Origin of the sequence: Methylobacterium oryzisoli, from assembly GCF_046557895.1 — a bacterium.
GTDB lineage: Bacteria > Pseudomonadota > Alphaproteobacteria > Rhizobiales > Beijerinckiaceae > Methylobacterium > Methylobacterium oryzisoli.
Window position 1 is genome coordinate 55,178 of sequence record NZ_JBKIBX010000035.1, and the last position, 16,307, is coordinate 71,484.

Genomic DNA, 16,307 nt, shown 5'->3' on the forward strand with positions numbered 1-16,307 from the left:
GCGCCAGAGGGCGGGCGAGCGCCGGACGGTCGGATCGGGTCGCGCCCGGCCGCTCACGACGCGGTCCGCAGGGCCTCGCCGCGCGTGGCCTCGGCGCGCGCATCCTGGTCGCGCGCACCGACATTTCGGGCGTCCTGGTCCATGGCGTCGGCGGCGATCCAGCCCGACATCATCACCATCGGCATGCCCGGCCCCGGATGCGCGGCGCCGCCCGCGAGGTAGAGGCCGCGCACCTCCCGCGAGCGGTTGCCGGGCTTGAACGCCCCCATGATGCGCCCGTGCGAGGCCAGCCCGTAGATCGCGCCGTTGAGCACCTTGTAGCGGGAATGGATGTCGGCGGGCGTCAGGTGGCGCTCCACGACGATGCGCTCCTCGATGTCGTGCAGGCCGGCGGTGCGCTTGAGCTTGTCGAGGATGGTGCGCCGGTAGGCCGGCAGCATCTGCGTCCAGTCGTGGTGGGGCCGCAGGTAGGGGGTGTGGACGAGGACGTAGAGCGCCTCGCCGCCCTCGGGCGCCACCGAGGGGTCGGTGACGCTCGGCGCGGCAAGGTACGCGGTGGGGTCGGGGGCCGGCTCGCCGCGCTTGTAGATCGCGTCGAATTCCTCCTCGGGGTCGCGCGAGAAGACGAAGTCGTGATGGGCGAGGTGGTCATAGCGCTTGTTGAGACCGAGGTAGAGCACCACGCCCGAGCAGGCGGGCTCGAAGCTCCTCTTCTCGTAAGCCCGGCCGACCTCGCCGCCGACGAGTTCGCGGTAGGTACGCACCGAATCCATGTTCGAGATCACGCGGTCGTAGCGCACGAGCCCGTCGCGGGTGCGCAGGCCCGCGACCGCGCCGTTCTCCACCGCCACGCCCTCGACCTCGCTGTCGGGCTTGAGGGTGGCGCCGAGTTCGGTGGCGAGCCGCATCAGGCCCTCGGCCACCGCCCGGGTGCCGCCCATCGGGTACCAGACGCCCTCGGCGGTCTGCATGTGGGCGATGGCGCAGAGCACGGCCGGCGCTCCGTAGGGCGAGGAGCCGACATATTGCACGAAGTGGTCGAGCATCTGCGCGAGGCGCGCGTCGCGCACCTTGCCGCGGATGGTGCTGGCCACGGAGGCGTGCATGCGCAGGGACAGCACGTCGCGCAGCGTGCCGGGATTCATGTTCGCCCGGATGTTGATGGTGTCGAACAAATCCTCGACCGGCTTCCAGAAGAAGAAGCGTTCCGAGATGCCGTGCAGGTGCTCCGAGACGCCGATGAACCGCTTGTAGCCCTCGCCGGCCCCGGCGCCCGGCACGAACCGGTCCATCGCCGCCGCCATCGCGGTGACGTCCTCCTGGAGGTCGATGCGGCTGCCGTCCTCGAAGAAGCAGCGCCATTGCGGGTCGAGCCGGCGCAGGTCCATGTAATCGTGCACCGACCGGCCCGCCTCGGCGAAGATGCGCTCCAGCACCCGCGGCACCGTGAGGATGGTCGGCCCCATGTCGAAGCGGAAGCCGCCCTCGTGCAGCACCGCGGCCTTGCCGCCGAGCCACGCGTTCTTGTCGTAGAGCGTCACGGTATGGCCCCGGGCCGCCGCCACGCAGGCCGCCGCCAGACCGCCCAATCCCCCGCCGACCACGGCCACCGCCGACCCAGACCGCATCACCGACGTCTCCCGCGGCGGCGGCCCGCTCCTCGGGGCCGTCGCACACCTGAAAAGCTAGACCGCCCTCGGGCGCGGTCAACGCTACACCCGGTCGCGCAGGCTCATGGCGTGACCCGCCCGACGACGGTGACGCTGCCGTCCGGACGGGGACGCAGCACCAGCACCTCGCCCTCTGACGGAAATATTTCGGTGAGCGCCGTGATGTTCACCTGATGCGTGACGAGGACGAGGGCGCCCGGGCCGTTCCAGGCGGCGATGCGCTCGCGCAGGGCCGCCGTCTGCGCCGCGCGGTCGCCCGCGGCGAAGAACGAATCGAGGGGCGGGAAGGGGGTGGCCTCCCCGAAGGCGAGGCGCGCCGTGTCGAGGCCCCGGCACCAGCGGCTCGACAGTACCGCGCCGACCCGCACGCCCTCCTGGCGGAAGGCCGCGCCGATCCGCCGCGCCTGTGCGCGACCCTCCTCCGACAGGTTGCGCTGGGTCGCGCACTCTCCGAGCCGGAACTCCGGCGGATCGCCGGTCCCGGGCGCCCGGGCGTGCCGCAGGATCGCGACGGCGCCGTCGGTCTTGAGGGCCTGCCAAGCGAGGTCCGTGGCGCGGGCGGGGAGCACTTGCAGGGCGACGAGCAGGGCGAGCGTGAGAGTTCGGATCATCGCGCCATCCTCATGCGGTCCGCCGCGACACCAGCGCCACCGCCGCGCCCAGGCCCGCCGCGGCGATCCCGGCGAGCACGGCCCAGGACGGCCACGCCGCGGCTGCGCCCTCGCCGAGCGCGGTCTGGTAGGCCTCGATCGCCCAGGCGTTCGGGGTGAGCCAGCCGAGGGATTGCAGCCAGGGCGGCATCAGGAAGCGCGGCACCATGCTGCCGCCGACGGCCGAGAGGAGCAGCACCCCGAAGGTCGCGACGAGGTGCGCCTGCTGGCGCGTGCGTGCGGCGGCGCTGGCGGCGAGCCCGAGGCCCGCCGCCATGCCGGCGACGAGCACGCCCGTGACGAGCCACGGCCCGAACCGCTCGGCCACAGAGACGCCGTACAGGAGGCCGGCGGCGGCGAAGATCAGGGCGCCCTGGGCCACGCCCTGGAGCACCAGGAACAGGAACTTGCCGAGCACCACCACGGCGAGGCCGCCCGGGCCGGCGGCGAGCCGGTCGGCGATGCCGGACTGGCGTTCTTCCACGAGCGAGAGGGCGCCCTGCATGGCGGCGAAGAGCAGGAAGACGGCCGCGATCGCGCCCGCGTAGTAGCTCACCCGCTCGTTGCCGCCGGCCCGCGCGGTGGAGGTCCGCTCGACGAGCGAGGCGAACGAAAAGGCCTCGCGCTTGGCGCGGCTCTCCGCGAAGGTCTGGTCGAGGAAGGCGCGCTCGTCCGGCCCGATCCGGCCCGCGCGCTCGACATCCGCGACGATGCGCGAGAGCACCACGTCGGGAAGCGCCTCGTTGAGCACCCGCTGCACCTGGCCCAGCGCGATCGGGGTGGCGAGCGCGCGGGCCGGATTCTCGATCAGCAGGATCGGCGCGGCCTCGCCGGTGCCGGGACCGCCCGCCGCGAGGTCGCCGCGCAGCACCAGCGCCACGTCGACCTCCCCCCGGCGCACCGCCGTGCGGGCCTCGCCGGAGAGCTGCGTGAGGCGAAGCGCCGGGTCGGCTTCGAGCGCCGTGAGGAGCCGGGCCGTGCTGGACGTGCGGGCCTCGTCCGCAACCCCCAGATGGATGCGCACCCGATCCCCGACCGCGCCCGAGAAGATCGCCGCGAAAACCGAAAAGATCACGGTCGGCAGCACGAAGGCCATCGCCAGGGCGGCGCGGTCGCGCAGGAGGGTGAGGAGCATCACACGGAAGGCGGCACCGATCATCCCGCGGCCTCCGCCAGGACGGGGGCGCCGCCGACCGCGTCGAGGTAGAGGGCTTCGAGGCCGGGCTCGCGCACCCGGATCTCGCGCACCGGCACACCCATCTGGCGCAGAAAGGCGAGGAGCGCGGCGCCGTCGCGCCCGCCCGCCACCACGTCCGAGGCCCGCCACGTCAGCGCGCCGACCGGGTGGAAGCCCGCGGCGCGGAGCGCCCCCGCCGCCGCGGGGGCGGGCGGGTCGGCGAGCGCCACCTCGTGCTCCGGCGGGCCCGTGCGCAGGGTGGCGAGCAGGTCCGGCAGGCGCCCCTCCAGGCCGATCCGCCCGGCGCGCAGCACGGCGACGCGGTCGGCGAGGCGCTCGGCCTCGGCGAAATCGTGGGTGGCGATGAGGAGCGCGGCGCCGCCCGCCCGCAGGCGGTCGAGGAGGGCGTGGATCGCCGCGCGGGCGACCCGGTCGATGCCCTGCGTCGGCTCGTCGAGCAGGATCAGGGCCGGCTCGGCGAGGAGCGCCGCCGCGATGTTCGCCCGGCGCTGGTAGCCGCCCGAGAGCACGCCGACGAGGGTATCCGCCACCTCGTCCAGGGCCGCCCGCGCGAGCACGCGCGCCACGGCCTCGTCCCGCGCACGCCGCCCCAAGCCCGCGAGGCGCGCGAACACGTCGAGATTTTCGCGCACGGTCAGGCGGGGATAGAGGGCGATCTCCTGCGGGACCCAGCCGATGCGGCGGCGCACGGCGGGCGCGCGCGCGGGATCGCCGCCCGCCACGCGCAAGGTCCCGCGCTGCGGCGCCAGACGCCCGGCGAGGAGACGCATCAGGGAGGTCTTGCCGGCCCCGTTCGGTCCGAGCAGGGCGAGGGTCTCGCCGGCGCACAGGCTGAGATCGACGCCGTCGAGCACCGGCGCATCGCGGTAGCGCAAGGCGAGGCCACGGGCCGTGACGACCGTCTCGGGCCGCATGGCCGAAGGCGCGCGCGCGCTCAGCGACGGACCGGCTGGGGTTTCACGGCCGTGCCCGAGAAGCGGCCGGGCGCGACCTCGTCGGGGCCGCGCGGCTGGAAGCGGGCCGCCACCTCGCCCGCGGGGGCGCCGAGGAGGCCGGCCGGCGGCGTCCCGCGCGGCGCCGTGCGGGTTTCGGAGAGACGCACGGGCCGGCCGGGCGCGGAGGCCGGATCGGCGGCCGCGGTGAAGAGGGCGCGCAGCTGCGCCTTGGCGTCGCCCGAGGCGGCCTCGGCGGCGGGAGAGCGGGCCGGGCGAGGCTGCAGCATCGGGCCGAGCGCGGCCGGATCGGCGGTCGCGACCTGGATCGCCGCGGGCCGCGAGGGGGGCAGCGGCGCGGCCACCAGGGCCTCGGCGAGGCCGACGAACTCGGCGGGCCGGCGCGGCGGCAGCGGCGCGGCGTCGGTGGGCGCAGGCAGGACGGGCGCGGCGGCCTGGCGCGGGGCCTCGGCCGCTTGACGCGGGAGCTCGGCCGCTTGGCGCGGCGGCTCGGCGGGCGCCGTCCGGGGCGGGGGCAAATCCGCCAGAAGGGCGGAGCGGGGGTCCGGGGCCGCCGCGTAGGCCAAGGCGCTGCGGGTGCCGCCGTCCTCGGCGCTGGCCAGCGCGACAGGGCGCACCCGCGCGGGCGCCCGTGCGGCGACCGGAGCGGGCGTCGGCTGCTGCGATCCGCCGCCGAACAGGGCGGTCCAGAGCTGCCGGATGACGTTGGGGCTCTCCTCCTCGTCGAGCGCCGCCATCGCCTGGCTGTAGCCCATCACGGTGCCGCCCCGGGCGATGATCTCGGCCTTCGCCTCCTCGTAGCCGGGCATCATGCGGCCTTCGCGCGGCAGGTGCACGGTGCGGCCGTCGGGAAAGAGGCGCGCGAGCTGGTCGTAGGGCATGCGCGGCCAGGAGCGCACGGACCCCACGTCGAGATGCACGAAGGGATTGTGGGAATGCGGATACCAGCCGACGCCCCCGCGCTGCATGCGCATGCCCACCGCCCGGATGTCGTCCACCGAGACGTCGGTGAGATAGAAATCCATGGCCTTGCCGAGCATGTGCTGACTGTGCTCGGCCACCCCCCGGGAGCGGCGGCGCAGGGCGGCGTTGGTCTGGGGCGAGCGGTAGGCCGAGACGATGTGGACGGCATCGCGCGAGCCGGTGGCCCGGTGGGCTTCCCAGACCACGTCGAACAGCCGCGGATCCATCTTGGTCGGCTCGTCGATGCGCCAGTCGCGCAGCAGCCAGTTCAGCTGCTCCAGGGCCGCCCGGTCGTAGCGTCCGTCCCGCCGGAAGGTGACGGTCAGGCTCTCCTTGGTGTGTTCGTGGATGATCGAGAGCGTGCGGGTATCCCCGTTCGCCACCGCGTCCTGGGTGCCGCGGGTGCCCACCACGAAGGCGCCGAGGGCGATCGCGACGAGCGCGGCGCGACGCGGCGCAGAGGCGAGAGGGGGCGGAACAGGAGTAGGCTTGGCCGCGGAGCGCGAGCGGGGCAGGCGAAGGGTCTCGGCCGCCTCACGGCCGGCACGCAGCAGCGCTCGCACGATGGTCTCCGCCCCCGCAATCGCCGCTACTGTGCGGCCGCCATGGTGAACCCAAGGTTGCCGAGAACCGTGAAAGGACGGTTACCGGGTCGCTCGGTCCCCCTTTCCCGGCGGGGTTAAGCCTTAACCGTGGCGAAAATCGGCCGCTGCTCACGCGATCGTGTGGACGGCGCTACCACCAGCCCCGGCGGGCCGGCGCCTCGTCGTTCGGCCAGCGCCATCCGCCGGTCGGGGCGGCGGCGGCCGGCGGGGGCGCGGGTGGCTCCATCTGCTGCGCGACGGCCCGCGGCGGCCGCGGCGCCTGGGTCACGGCGCGGGCGGGCCGTGCCTCCGGCGCGCGTGCCCGCTCCTGCCGCGGCTCGTGAGACCGAGCCTCCTGGCGGCGGGCGTCCCGCGGTCGCGTCTCGTGGGGGCGGGCATCCGGGACCGGCGGGGCAGGGGGGCTCACGCGCGGCTTTCGGCCGGCCTCGGGGGCCGGCGGCGCCTCGGCCGCGAGGCCGAGCGCCGCCTTCACCCGGGCGTTGATCCCGTAGAGGTCGTCGATGCTGCGCAAGCCCCCGGTCTCGTCGGCCACGAGCGTGAAGTAGGCGAGGTGGACCGGCAACTTCTCGGGCAGCATCACGGTGCGCTCGCCCTTGCCGATCAGCTTCTTCAGCCGTTCGGTCGGCCATGCCGGTCCGAGGACGACCTGGGCGAAGCGGAAGGGATCGTCCACGCGCACGCAGCCGTGGCTGAGCGCCCGGGCGCTGCGGGCGAAGAGCGAGCGGTTCGGCGTGTCGTGCAGGTAGACCGCGTGGTCGTTGGGGAACATGAACTTGATGAAGCCGAGCGCGTTGCGCTCGCCGGGCGGCTGGCGCACCGCGATGCTGTTGCCGCGCCGCACCACCTCGTAGCCGAGGCGGGCCGCGTAGTTCGGGTCCTTGGCGAGGCGGGGCAAAAATTCGTTCTTGAGGATCGAGGGCGGCACGTTCCAGGACGGGTTCACCACCGCGTAGCTCATCTCGCCCGAAAAAACCGGGGTCGGGGATTCGGGCTTGCCGACGATCACCCGCGCCTCGTCGAGGACCCGGGTCCCGTTCATCACCCGCACCTTGTACTCGGGGATGTTGACCCACACGAAGGTGCGCCCGAGATCCGCGGGCAGCCAGCGCCAGCGCTCCATGTTGGCGAGGATGTCCGCCTCCTGGCGCCCGGGCGAGGGGCCGGCCAGAGCCGCCACCGTCTCTGGGTTGAGGATGCCGTTGGCGGCCAAGCCCCGTTCGCGCTGGAAGCGCTCGACGGCGCTCGCCACCGCGTCGTCGTAGGCCGTCGCGTCCGCGGCGCTGGCGAGGCCGAAGCGGGTGCGGATCAGCGGCACACGCGCATCCCGCATGCCGGCCTTCAGCACAGGTCCCTTGGGCAGGCGCACCATCGGGACGGCGCGGCCGGGCGTCTGCGCCCGCAGCGCCGCGAGCTTCGCCTTGAGGGCGCGGTAGCCCGGATGGGCCGGGTTGAAGGCCTGCAGCACGGCGCCCGCCTCGGCGCCCGCGCTCGCGAGCGGGGCGAGGAGGGCGTCGGGCGCCGGCAGGTCGAGCTTGGGGGTGATCAGGCGCGACAGCCGCGCGGGCTCGATGCGTCCGCCCCGCGCGTCGCGGGCGTAGAGGGCGGCGGCGGCCGAGAGCTTCAGGTCCGCCTCGGCGAGGTCGGCGGGGCCGCGCGTGGGCAGGCCGACCAGCGGGATCGGATAGTCGAGCGGATCGAGCCCGTCCTCGCCCGCGGCTTCGAGCCGCGCGATCACCGACCGGGCGGCCTCCGTCCAGGCGCCGTCGGCGAGCCAGACGGGCTTGAAGGCGCCCAGCGCGTAAAAAGCCTGGATCGCCTCGCGCTCCTTGCGGCCGAGGCGGCGGATCAGCGGCACGTTGGCATCCGCGAGCCGGGTCGCGATGGCGGCGGCGACCGGATCCTCGGGCAGGGGCGGGGGAGCCGGCGCCTCGGCGACGGCCGGAGCGGGCGCCGGGAGAGCGGCCGGCGCGGGCAGCGCGGTCGCGGGCGGCTCGGCCGCCGGCGCATCGGCGGCGGGCGCATCGGACAACGGAGCGGCGGCCGGAGCGGACGCGGCCGCCGGCAGCTCCTCGGCCCGCGCTCCCGCGAGACCGGCCATCAGCACCGCGACCAATGCGGCGGTCCTGCGCCCTCGGAGCATCGTCCTCTCCCACCCAACCCGCGGCCGGATCATGCGGCCACGCTGGCAATCTAGGTCAAGCCGTGCGGCGGCGCACGGTGCGCCAGCGCACATGCGCGCCGGCCCTGCCGCATGGAGCCGGCCTCAGGCGGCGTCAGGCCGCATCCTCGGCCTTCTCCTCGTCGATGCCGAGATCCTTCAGCTTACGGTACAGCGTCGAGCGGCCGATACCCAGGCGGCGCGACACCTCCGACATCCGCCCGCGGTAGAATTGCAGCGCGTAGCGGATGATCTCGCCCTCCAGACCCTCCATGGTCTTCATCTCGCCGGTCTCCTCGGCGACGAGCGAGAGGGCGTGGGGGTCGCGGACCTCGACACGGACGATCTCGCGCACGGCCGGGGCTTGGGCGAGGTTTTCGGGCAGGCTCGGCGCGGCCGGGATGCGCACGTCGAACCCCTCGACCTGCGCGGCGATCTGCGGAAATTCGGTGATCGTGAGTTCGTCGCCGTCCGCCAGCACCACGGCGCGGAAGAGCGCGTTCTCGAGCTGGCGCACGTTGCCGGGCCAGTCGTAGCGGGTGATGAGCGCCATCGCCTCGGGGGTGATGCCCCGGACCCGCTTGCCCTCCTCGGCCGCGAAGCGCGCGCAGAACGACCGGGCGAGATCCGGGATGTCCTCGCGCCGCGCCCGCAGCGGCGGCAGGGTCATCGGGAAGACGTTGAGGCGGTAGTAGAGGTCCTCGCGGAAGCGGCCCTGCTTCACGAGGTCGAGGAGCGAGCGGTTCGTCGCCGAGACGAGGCGGATGTCGACCCGCACGCTCTTGCGCCCGCCGACCGGATCGACCTCGCCCTCCTGCAGGGCGCGCAGCAGCTTCACCTGCGCGTCGAGGGGCAATTCCCCGATCTCGTCGAGGAAGAGCGTGCCGCCCGACGCCTCCACGAACTTGCCGACGTGCCGCTCGGTGGCGCCCGTGAAGGCGCCCTTCTCGTGCCCGAACAGGGTCGATTCCACGAGGTTGTCGGGGATCGCCCCGCAATTGACGGTGACGAAGGGCTTGCCGCGCCGCTCGCCCGACCCCTGGATGGCGCGGGCCAGCACCTCCTTGCCGACGCCGGACTCGCCCTCGATCAGGACCGGAATGGTGGACTTGGCGGCGCGTTCGGCGAGGCGGATCACCCGGCCCATGTCGGGGCTCTTCGAGGTCAGGTCCTTGAAGGAGAGCGCCCCCGACGCCCGGCGGCGCATGCGCCGGATCTCGTCCTGAAGCTGGTCGACCTGCAGGGCGTTCTTGATCGAGACTTGGAGCCGTTCCGCGCCCGCGGGCTTGACCACGAAATCGATCGCGCCCGCCCGCATGGCGGCGACGACGGCGTCGATCGAGCCGTTGGCCGTCTGGACGATGACCGGCGTGTCGAGGGCACTCCGGCGCATCTCGGCGAGCACGCCGAGCCCGTCGAGGCCGCCCGGCATCACGAGGTCGAGGAGCACCACGTCGATGCCGGAATCGGGCGCGCGCAGGAGACTCAGGCCCGCCTCGCCGCCCTCGGCCACCACGGCCTCGAAGCCGAGGCGGCGCACCATCGCCTCGGCGAGGCGCCGCTGCACGGGATCGTCATCGACGATCAGCACGGTGGTCGTCATCCTGTCCCCTTCGGCTGGCGCGACCGCCGCCCGCGGGGCGCATCGCGCGACCCGGGCCGCGTCGAATCGCGTGGCTGTTCCGTTTCGAGGCGGATGCTCGCCCACAACCGTAAAGTCGCCCTTAACGCCGTCGGCAGATCGGCGGTTGACTGGGCGAAAATCGGACGAACGGATCCTGGTCCGACGCGGCTGACCATCGACAGGAGCCGCCGCCAGCCCTTGCTGCTCGGATGTCGGATCAAACGTGGGCCGCCGACCGGAGGTTGTACCGGGCTCCCTGCGCAAGGGGCGCCCGGTCCGGCCCGCCGAGGCGGCGCCTCAGCCGGACAGGGCGGCCCGGATCTTCGCTGCGTGCGCGGCCAGCAGCTCGCCCTGCGCCATGCCGCCCGCGTGGCGTCGCAGCGGCACGCCCTCGAAGCGCGGCACGATGTGCACGTGCAGATGAAACACGGTCTGGCCGCCCGCCGCCTCGTTGTATTGGTAGATGACGAGCCCGTCCGCCTGGAACGCCGCCTTGGCGGCGGCGGCCACCTTCTGGACCGTGGCGAAGAGCCGGCCGAGCACGGCCGGGTCCGCGTCGAGCAGACCGCGGCTCGGCGCCTTCGGGATCACCAGGGTGTGCCCGTCGCCCTGGGGCATCACGTCCATGAAGGCGAGGGTGTGCTCGTCCTCGTAGACCGTGTGGGCGGGAATCTCGCCCCGCAGGATCCTGGCGAAGATATTTTGCGGATCGTAGGTCTGCGAATTTTGGGTCTGCATCATGGGGCCTCCTCGGCAGGACGGCGCCGCTCCTTCGCGCCGGCCCGCTCGCCTTGTCCGATGGCTGATCGATCGCCACGGCGGCGCGCGCCGCGGCGAGCGAGGCCGCGCCTCACAGGCCGGCGGCCGAGCGGCGCTCCACGAGGCGCGCGAGATAGGCCGCACCGAGCGGGATGATGCTGTCGTCGAAGTCGTAGGCCGCGTTGTGGAGCGCGGCACCCGCCTTCTGGCCGAGCCACGCATAGGCCCCCGGCACCGCGAGCAGCATGTCGGCGAAATCCTCGCTGCCCATCTTGGGCTCGGGATCGGCGTCCACCTTGTCCGCCCCGAAGAGTTCGGTGGCGACGTCGAGGGCGGCGCGGGCCTGGATCTCGCTGTTGCGCAGCACCGAGAAGACGTCGCGGATCTCGACGTGGATCTCGGCGCCGAAGGCCTTGGCGATGCCCGCGCAGGTCTCGCGCATGCGCTCGCCCACCATCGCGCGCACGCCGTCGTCGAAGGTGCGGATGGTGCCGGCGAGGTGCGCCTCCTCCGGGATGACGTTGTAGGCCGCGCCGGCATGGACCTGGGTGATCGACACGACGGCCGAGTGGACCGGATCGGTGTTGCGGCTCACGATCGTCTGCAGCGCCTGCACCAGGGCGGCCTGCACCACCACGGGATCGACGCCGCGGTTGGGCTGCGCCGCGTGCGCGCCCCGCCCGACGATGCGGATGTCGAAGAAGTCCGCCGCCGCCATGGCCGGGCCGCGGCGCACCGCGAGGCGGCCGTAGGGGCCGTTCGGCTGGTTGTGCAGGCCGTAGACCTCGTCGCAGGGGAAGCGCTCGAACAGGCGGTCGGCCAGCATGGCGCGCGCGCCCCCGAGTCCTTCCTCGGCGGGCTGGAAGATGAAGACGGCCGTGCCGTCGAAGTCGCGGGTCTGGCTGAGGTACTTGGCGGCGCCGAGCAGCATCGTGGTGTGCCCGTCATGCCCGCAGGCGTGCATCTTGCCCGGCACCGTCGAGCGGTGGGGCAGGTTGGTGGCCTCCTCGATCGGCAGCGCGTCCATGTCGGCGCGCAGCCCAATCCGCCGGTCGCTCAGGCCCCGCCCCTTGAGGATGCCCACCACACCGGTGCGGCCGACGGCGCGATGCACCTCGATCCCCCAGGAGGCGAGCTTGTCGGCCACGAGGCCGGCGGTGCGCGTCTCCTCGAACCCGAGCTCCGGGTGGGCGTGCAGGTCGCGCCGGATGGCGGTGAGTTCGTCGAGGTCGGCGGCGATGCGGTCGAGAGGGGACATGGTGGAAGGGGACATGGCGGATCAACGCTCACGCTGGCGCCCGGACGGGCAAAAAAAGGCGGCGCATCCTTCACCGGGTGGGCGGGCGAGTCCAGCCGGGCGGATGCGGGGCTGCCCTCACGCCTAAGCAGGTTTCGCAAAAGTGGTTGCCGGTTTCGCGATAAAAACCTGCGGCCAAACAAGAAGCTAAGCAGACTTGCGTTGGCAGGCCAACGCAAGTCTGCTTAGTCCTTGCGGAACGGCGCCTCGTCCTCGTAGTCCCGCACCGCCTCGCGCACGTAACTCGCCTCGCGGCGCAGGTAATCGGCGATGGCCGAGCGCAGGGACGGATCGGCGATGTCGTGCGCCGAGCGGGTGACCACCGGGCGGTAGCCGCGGGCGAGCTTGTGCTCTCCCTGCGCGCCGGCCTCGACCCGGGCGAGGCCGCGCCGGATCGCGAAGTCGATCGCCTGGTAGTAGCAGACCTCGAAATGCAGGAAGGGGTGGTCCTCGATGCAGCCCCAGTTGCGTCCGTAGAGCGCCGCGTCGCCGATCAGGTTGAGGGCGCCCGCCACAGAGCGGCCCTGGTGCCGCGCCATCACCAGCAGGATCCGCTCCGGCATGCGCTCGCCGATCAGCGAGAAGAAGCGCCGGTTGAGGTAGGGCCGGCCCCATTTGCGCGAGCCGGTATCCATGTAGAAGCGGTAGAAGGCGTCCCAGTGCGCCTCGGTCAGGTCGGAGCCGGTGACCCACTCGATGGTGAGGCCGCGCGCCAGCGCCTCGCGCCGCTCGCGCCGGATCCCCTTGCGCTTGCGCGAGGCCAGCACCCCCAGGAAGTCGTCGAAGGTGGCGTAGCCGCCATTGTCCCAGTGGAACTGCTGGTCGATGCGCTGCAGGAAGCCGAGGCGGCCCGCCTCGTCCCACTGCGCCTCCGGCAGGAAGGTGACGTGGATCGAGGAGGCCTTCACCTCCTGGCGCAGGGCACGCAGCGCCGCGGCGAGCGAGGCCACCGCCTTCTGCGGCGGCTCGCCGGGCGCGATCAGGAAGCGCGGCCCGGTCACGGGCGTGAAGGGCACGCTCACTTGGAGCTTCGGGTAGTACTCGCCCCCGGCGCGCCGGTAGGCGTCCGCCCAGCCGTGATCGAAGACGTACTCGCCCTGCGAATGGGATTTCAGGTAGCACGGCGCCACGCCGACGAGGCGCCCCTCGCGCTCGGCCACGACGTGGAGCGGCAGCCAGCCGCTGCGCCCGGAGACGCAGCCGGATTCCTCCAGCGCCGACAGGAAGGCGTGCGTCAGGAAGGGGTTGTGGGTCTCGCCGGTGCCCTGCAGCGATTCCGCCGAAAGGGCGCAGCGATCCCACTCCGCCGCCGGAATCCCGGCGAGGCCCGGCACGACGCGGACGGTCAGGGCGCCCGGGGCCGGGCTGCCGCAGCCTGCTTCACCGCTCATCTCCATCGCTCCCGAACTAGGCGGCCCCCGCCGCCCCGGCAAGAAGCGGGAGGGACCCGAACGGGGGGCTGCGGCGTTTGTGCCGACCATTTGGAGGAGACCCCGTGAGCCCGACCGCCCAAGCCTGGGACGCCCGCATGGACCGCCTGCTGGACCGGATGCCGGAGCGCGGCCGCGCCACCGTCGCGTGGCTGCGCGCCCCCGCGCGGCGCTGGATCCGCATCCCGGCCGCACTCCTGCTGATGGCGGGCGGGGTGCTGTCGATCCTGCCCGTCCTCGGCCTGTGGATGCTGCCGCTCGGGCTCGCGCTTCTCAGCGAGGACGTGCCCGCCCTCAAGGTGCCGCTGGAGCGCGCGGCGCGCTGGATCGAGCGGCAGTGGCGCCGCTGGCGCGGCCGGGCGTGACCGATGCGCCACGCAAGACCAATCCCCGCCGTCAGTCGGTCATCGTTCAGACTTGATCCATCATCATGTGCCGATGCTCACAGAACCGGGCGCCCGTTTGCCGGATGCTGGCGCCACGTTCGAAAGCGGATCGCGTCATGACCCACCTGTATTTCCACTGTGGTCGCACCGGCGAGTTGCTCCTCGACTATCGCGGAGCCGATGTGACCGACCTCGCCGAGGCCCGCGACCGGGCGATGGCGGTGGCCCGCGAGGTGATGGAGAGCGCCTACGGCCACGAGGATTTTTCGGATTGGTTCGTTTGCGTCGGCGACGAGGAGGACGAGGAGGTTCTGCGCGTTCCCTTCGTCTGCGCCCTGCCGACCGTGCATTGAGCCGACCGGCCCCCAGCGGCTCTGCTCTAAAGCATTTTCGAGCGAGGTGGTCACCGGCTCGCGTGAAGAAAATGCGAAATATCAGAAACTTAGAGCGTTCTCCGTGATCTCTAAATCACGGAGAACGCTCTAGCCTCCCGCTGCGGCATCGATCGCCCGGCCGAGAGCCGCCCGGCGGATGATGCCGGGACCGGGATCCCACCCGACCGGCGGCGCCCTGGACCTTTCGGGCGTCGCGCGCCACCTCTCCCGCGGGGCAGGGCCCCCGCCGCGGATACCGCCCCCTCCTGCGGGCCGGGTCCCGGCGCAGGACCTGCAGGGCGGGCCAGCCATGACCGCACATTTCTCCTTCGCCCGGCTCGTCGCCGGCTTCGGCTCTCTGCGGGCGGTCGATGTCGCGGGCCGGGTGCGGCGCGTGCTGCGCGAACAGGAGGAGGCGGGCCTCGTCTTCGCCTTCCGGGCGCGCCTGATCGCCACCGTGGTGGTCTCCCTCTGGCTGCTGGCCCTCGTCCCGTTCCCGCGCAACCTCTACTATCTCTCCGTCGTGCTGGTGTTCTTCGGCCTCGGCTACGTGCCCTACCGGCTGCGCCGCCACCGCTACGCCCTGCTCATCAAGCTCTGCTTCATCCTGCTCGACGCAGCGCTGGTCACGCTCGTGGTGGTACTGCCGCCCCCCGAGGGCATCGGGGTGGACTGGCCGATCCAGACGCGGATCCGCGCCACCGAGTATCTCTACCTCCTGCTGCTCCTCGCCGAGGCGAGCCTGACCTATTCGCCGCTGATGGTGGTCTGGACGGGCGCCGCGATCATGGGGGCGTGGTCGCTCGCCGTGACGACCATCTATGCGCTGCCCGACACGCTGCGCTTCCGGGACGTCGCGGCGCGCCACGGTGCCCCCGTCTCCGACGCGCTGGCGCTCCAGACGATCTACGATCCGCGCTACGTCGGCCTGACGCAGCTCTGGACCCAGATGATCCTCACCGCGCTGTTCACCGGGCTGCTCGCCTGCGCGGTGTTTCGCGCCCGCACGACGCTGCTGTCGCGGGTGCGCGGCGAGGTGGTGCGCGCGGACCTCGCCCGCTACGTCTCGCCCGACGTCGCCGATGCGCTCGCGGCCCGCGCCCATTCGAGCTTCGGCGCGCCGCGCGAGCGGGTGGTGGCGGTGCTGTTCGCCGATCTCGTGGGCTTCACGGGTTTGGCCGAGCGGCTGCGCCCCGAGGCCGTGCTGGCGCTGCTCAAGACCTTTCGCGAGCGCAGCTGTGCGGTCGTGTTCGAGCATGGCGGCACCCTCGACAAGTTCCTGGGCGACGGCTTCATGGCCACCTTCGGCTGCCTCACGGACGAGCCCGGCGCGCCGCGCGCCGCGCTGGCCTGCGCCCTCGACCTTCAGGCCGGGATGGCGCGGTGGAACGCGGAGCGGCAGGCGGCGGGGGAGCCGCTGATCGCCCTCTCGATCGGCCTGCATTGCGGTCCCGTCGTCGTGGGCACGATCGGCGCGCAACAGCGCGTCGAGTTCACGGTGGTGGGCGACGTCGTCAACGTGGCGAGCCGGTTGCAGCAGGCCACCCGCGACCTCGGCGGGGCCATCGTCGCCTCCGCCTCCTGCATCGCCGCCGCCGAGCGGTCGGGCCAGCCCGCCCACGACTTTTCCGAGAGCCGCGAGTTCAGGCTGCGCGGCCGCAGCCAGCCGATCCGCGTGCGGGTCTGGTCCGGCCTTCCGGCCACCGGGTTCCCGCGTCCATCCGACGCGTAGGAATGCCGGCTCGCCGCCGGCCCGGCGGACGCTGCGCAGGCCGATCCGGAGCGTCCGGCGCCGCGCAATCCCGCTCTCCCGCGGGACACGGCGTCGCGGCCCGCATTGACAAACCGGCCCGCCTCGGCGCATTCTCGCATCTGGTATACAGTCGACCTAAGACGAAGCCACGGCGGTTGGCGCCACGAGGGCGCTGCCGCCGCCGGATCACCGGACCGGATGACACCGGCCGGGATCCTGACGATCCACAAGAACAAGAATCACGGGGGGACACTCATGCCGGGACCCGACAGGCATTCGCCGGCCTGAGAGCGCCGAAGAGGCCAGTCCTCGAAAGATCCGACCAAGAATCGGCCCGGGCCGTGCCCGAAGCCGACGCGGAAGCCAGCGCGCCGAACGTGGCGCGTCCGCCGATCATCGCCTGCGTGGCGAACATCTAAGGTGAGGAAACCAGTCCATGACCTCCGTTGCCGCATCACGCGCGCAAGCCACCCCCATCGCCGGACGA

General features: G+C 72.9%; 13 protein-coding genes. 3 read left to right on the forward strand and 10 right to left on the reverse strand.

The genetic code is table 11. The annotated features are described in order from the left end of the window. Positions 1 to 53: 53 nt before the first annotated feature. From ACKUB9_RS25610 to ACKUB9_RS25655, 10 genes are all read right to left on the reverse strand, one after another. Positions 54 to 1,628, reverse strand: coding sequence for a phytoene desaturase family protein (locus tag ACKUB9_RS25610; protein ID WP_407528513.1), 1,575 nt, complete (start codon positions 1,626 to 1,628; stop codon positions 54 to 56). A gap of 104 nt (positions 1,629 to 1,732) precedes the next feature. Beyond that, positions 1,733 to 2,281 carry a histidine phosphatase family protein gene (locus tag ACKUB9_RS25615; protein ID WP_407528514.1) on the reverse strand — a complete coding sequence of 183 codons (549 nt, stop codon included), beginning with the start codon at positions 2,279 to 2,281 and terminating at the stop codon, positions 1,733 to 1,735. A gap of 10 nt (positions 2,282 to 2,291) precedes the next feature. Then, a complete protein-coding gene (locus tag ACKUB9_RS25620) occupies positions 2,292 to 3,479 on the reverse strand; it encodes an ABC transporter permease (RefSeq protein ID WP_407528516.1) in 1,188 nt (395 codons plus the stop codon). Further along, positions 3,476 to 4,432: an ABC transporter ATP-binding protein gene (locus ACKUB9_RS25625; protein WP_407528518.1), complete on the reverse strand. Its 957-nt coding sequence runs from the start codon at positions 4,430 to 4,432 to the stop codon at positions 3,476 to 3,478. The genes ACKUB9_RS25620 and ACKUB9_RS25625 overlap by 4 nt, the downstream gene beginning before the upstream one ends. Before the next feature lie 20 nt (positions 4,433 to 4,452). Beyond that, complete coding sequence (locus ACKUB9_RS25630; RefSeq protein ID WP_407528519.1) at positions 4,453 to 5,997, reverse strand: peptidoglycan L,D-endopeptidase MepK; 1,545 nt, start codon at positions 5,995 to 5,997, stop codon at positions 4,453 to 4,455. Positions 5,998 to 6,169: 172 nt separating this feature from the next. Next, complete coding sequence (locus ACKUB9_RS25635; protein WP_410823890.1) at positions 6,170 to 8,179, reverse strand: L,D-transpeptidase family protein; 2,010 nt, start codon at positions 8,177 to 8,179, stop codon at positions 6,170 to 6,172. Between the two features lie 133 nt (positions 8,180 to 8,312). Next, positions 8,313 to 9,800, reverse strand: coding sequence for a sigma-54-dependent transcriptional regulator (locus tag ACKUB9_RS25640; RefSeq protein ID WP_407528523.1), 1,488 nt, complete (start codon positions 9,798 to 9,800; stop codon positions 8,313 to 8,315). A gap of 318 nt (positions 9,801 to 10,118) precedes the next feature. Continuing rightward, positions 10,119 to 10,562 carry an HIT family protein gene (locus ACKUB9_RS25645; protein ID WP_407528525.1) on the reverse strand — a complete coding sequence of 148 codons (444 nt, stop codon included), beginning with the start codon at positions 10,560 to 10,562 and terminating at the stop codon, positions 10,119 to 10,121. 109 nt (positions 10,563 to 10,671) lie between these two features. After that, a complete protein-coding gene (locus tag ACKUB9_RS25650; protein ID WP_407528539.1) occupies positions 10,672 to 11,838 on the reverse strand; it encodes a M20 aminoacylase family protein in 1,167 nt (388 codons plus the stop codon). A 224-nt stretch (positions 11,839 to 12,062) separates the two neighbouring features. Beyond that, positions 12,063 to 13,268, reverse strand: coding sequence for a GNAT family N-acetyltransferase (locus ACKUB9_RS25655; protein ID WP_407528527.1), 1,206 nt, complete (start codon positions 13,266 to 13,268; stop codon positions 12,063 to 12,065). 104 nt (positions 13,269 to 13,372) lie between these two features. Between ACKUB9_RS25655 and ACKUB9_RS25660 the strand changes: the two genes are divergently transcribed. The 3 genes from ACKUB9_RS25660 to ACKUB9_RS25670 all read left to right on the forward strand — a co-directional run bounded on the left by ACKUB9_RS25660 (position 13,373) and on the right by ACKUB9_RS25670 (position 15,799). Continuing rightward, entirely contained in the window at positions 13,373 to 13,672 is a 300-nt protein-coding gene (locus tag ACKUB9_RS25660; RefSeq protein WP_407528529.1) for a hypothetical protein, read from the forward strand. A 137-nt stretch (positions 13,673 to 13,809) separates the two neighbouring features. Beyond that, a complete protein-coding gene (locus ACKUB9_RS25665) occupies positions 13,810 to 14,046 on the forward strand; it encodes a DUF6894 family protein (protein ID WP_407528530.1) in 237 nt (78 codons plus the stop codon). A gap of 331 nt (positions 14,047 to 14,377) precedes the next feature. Continuing rightward, the gene (locus ACKUB9_RS25670) at positions 14,378 to 15,799 is read left to right on the forward strand and encodes an adenylate/guanylate cyclase domain-containing protein (protein WP_407528532.1); all 1,422 of its coding nucleotides are present in this window, start codon (positions 14,378 to 14,380) and stop codon (positions 15,797 to 15,799) included. Positions 15,800 to 16,307: the final 508 nt, after the last annotated feature.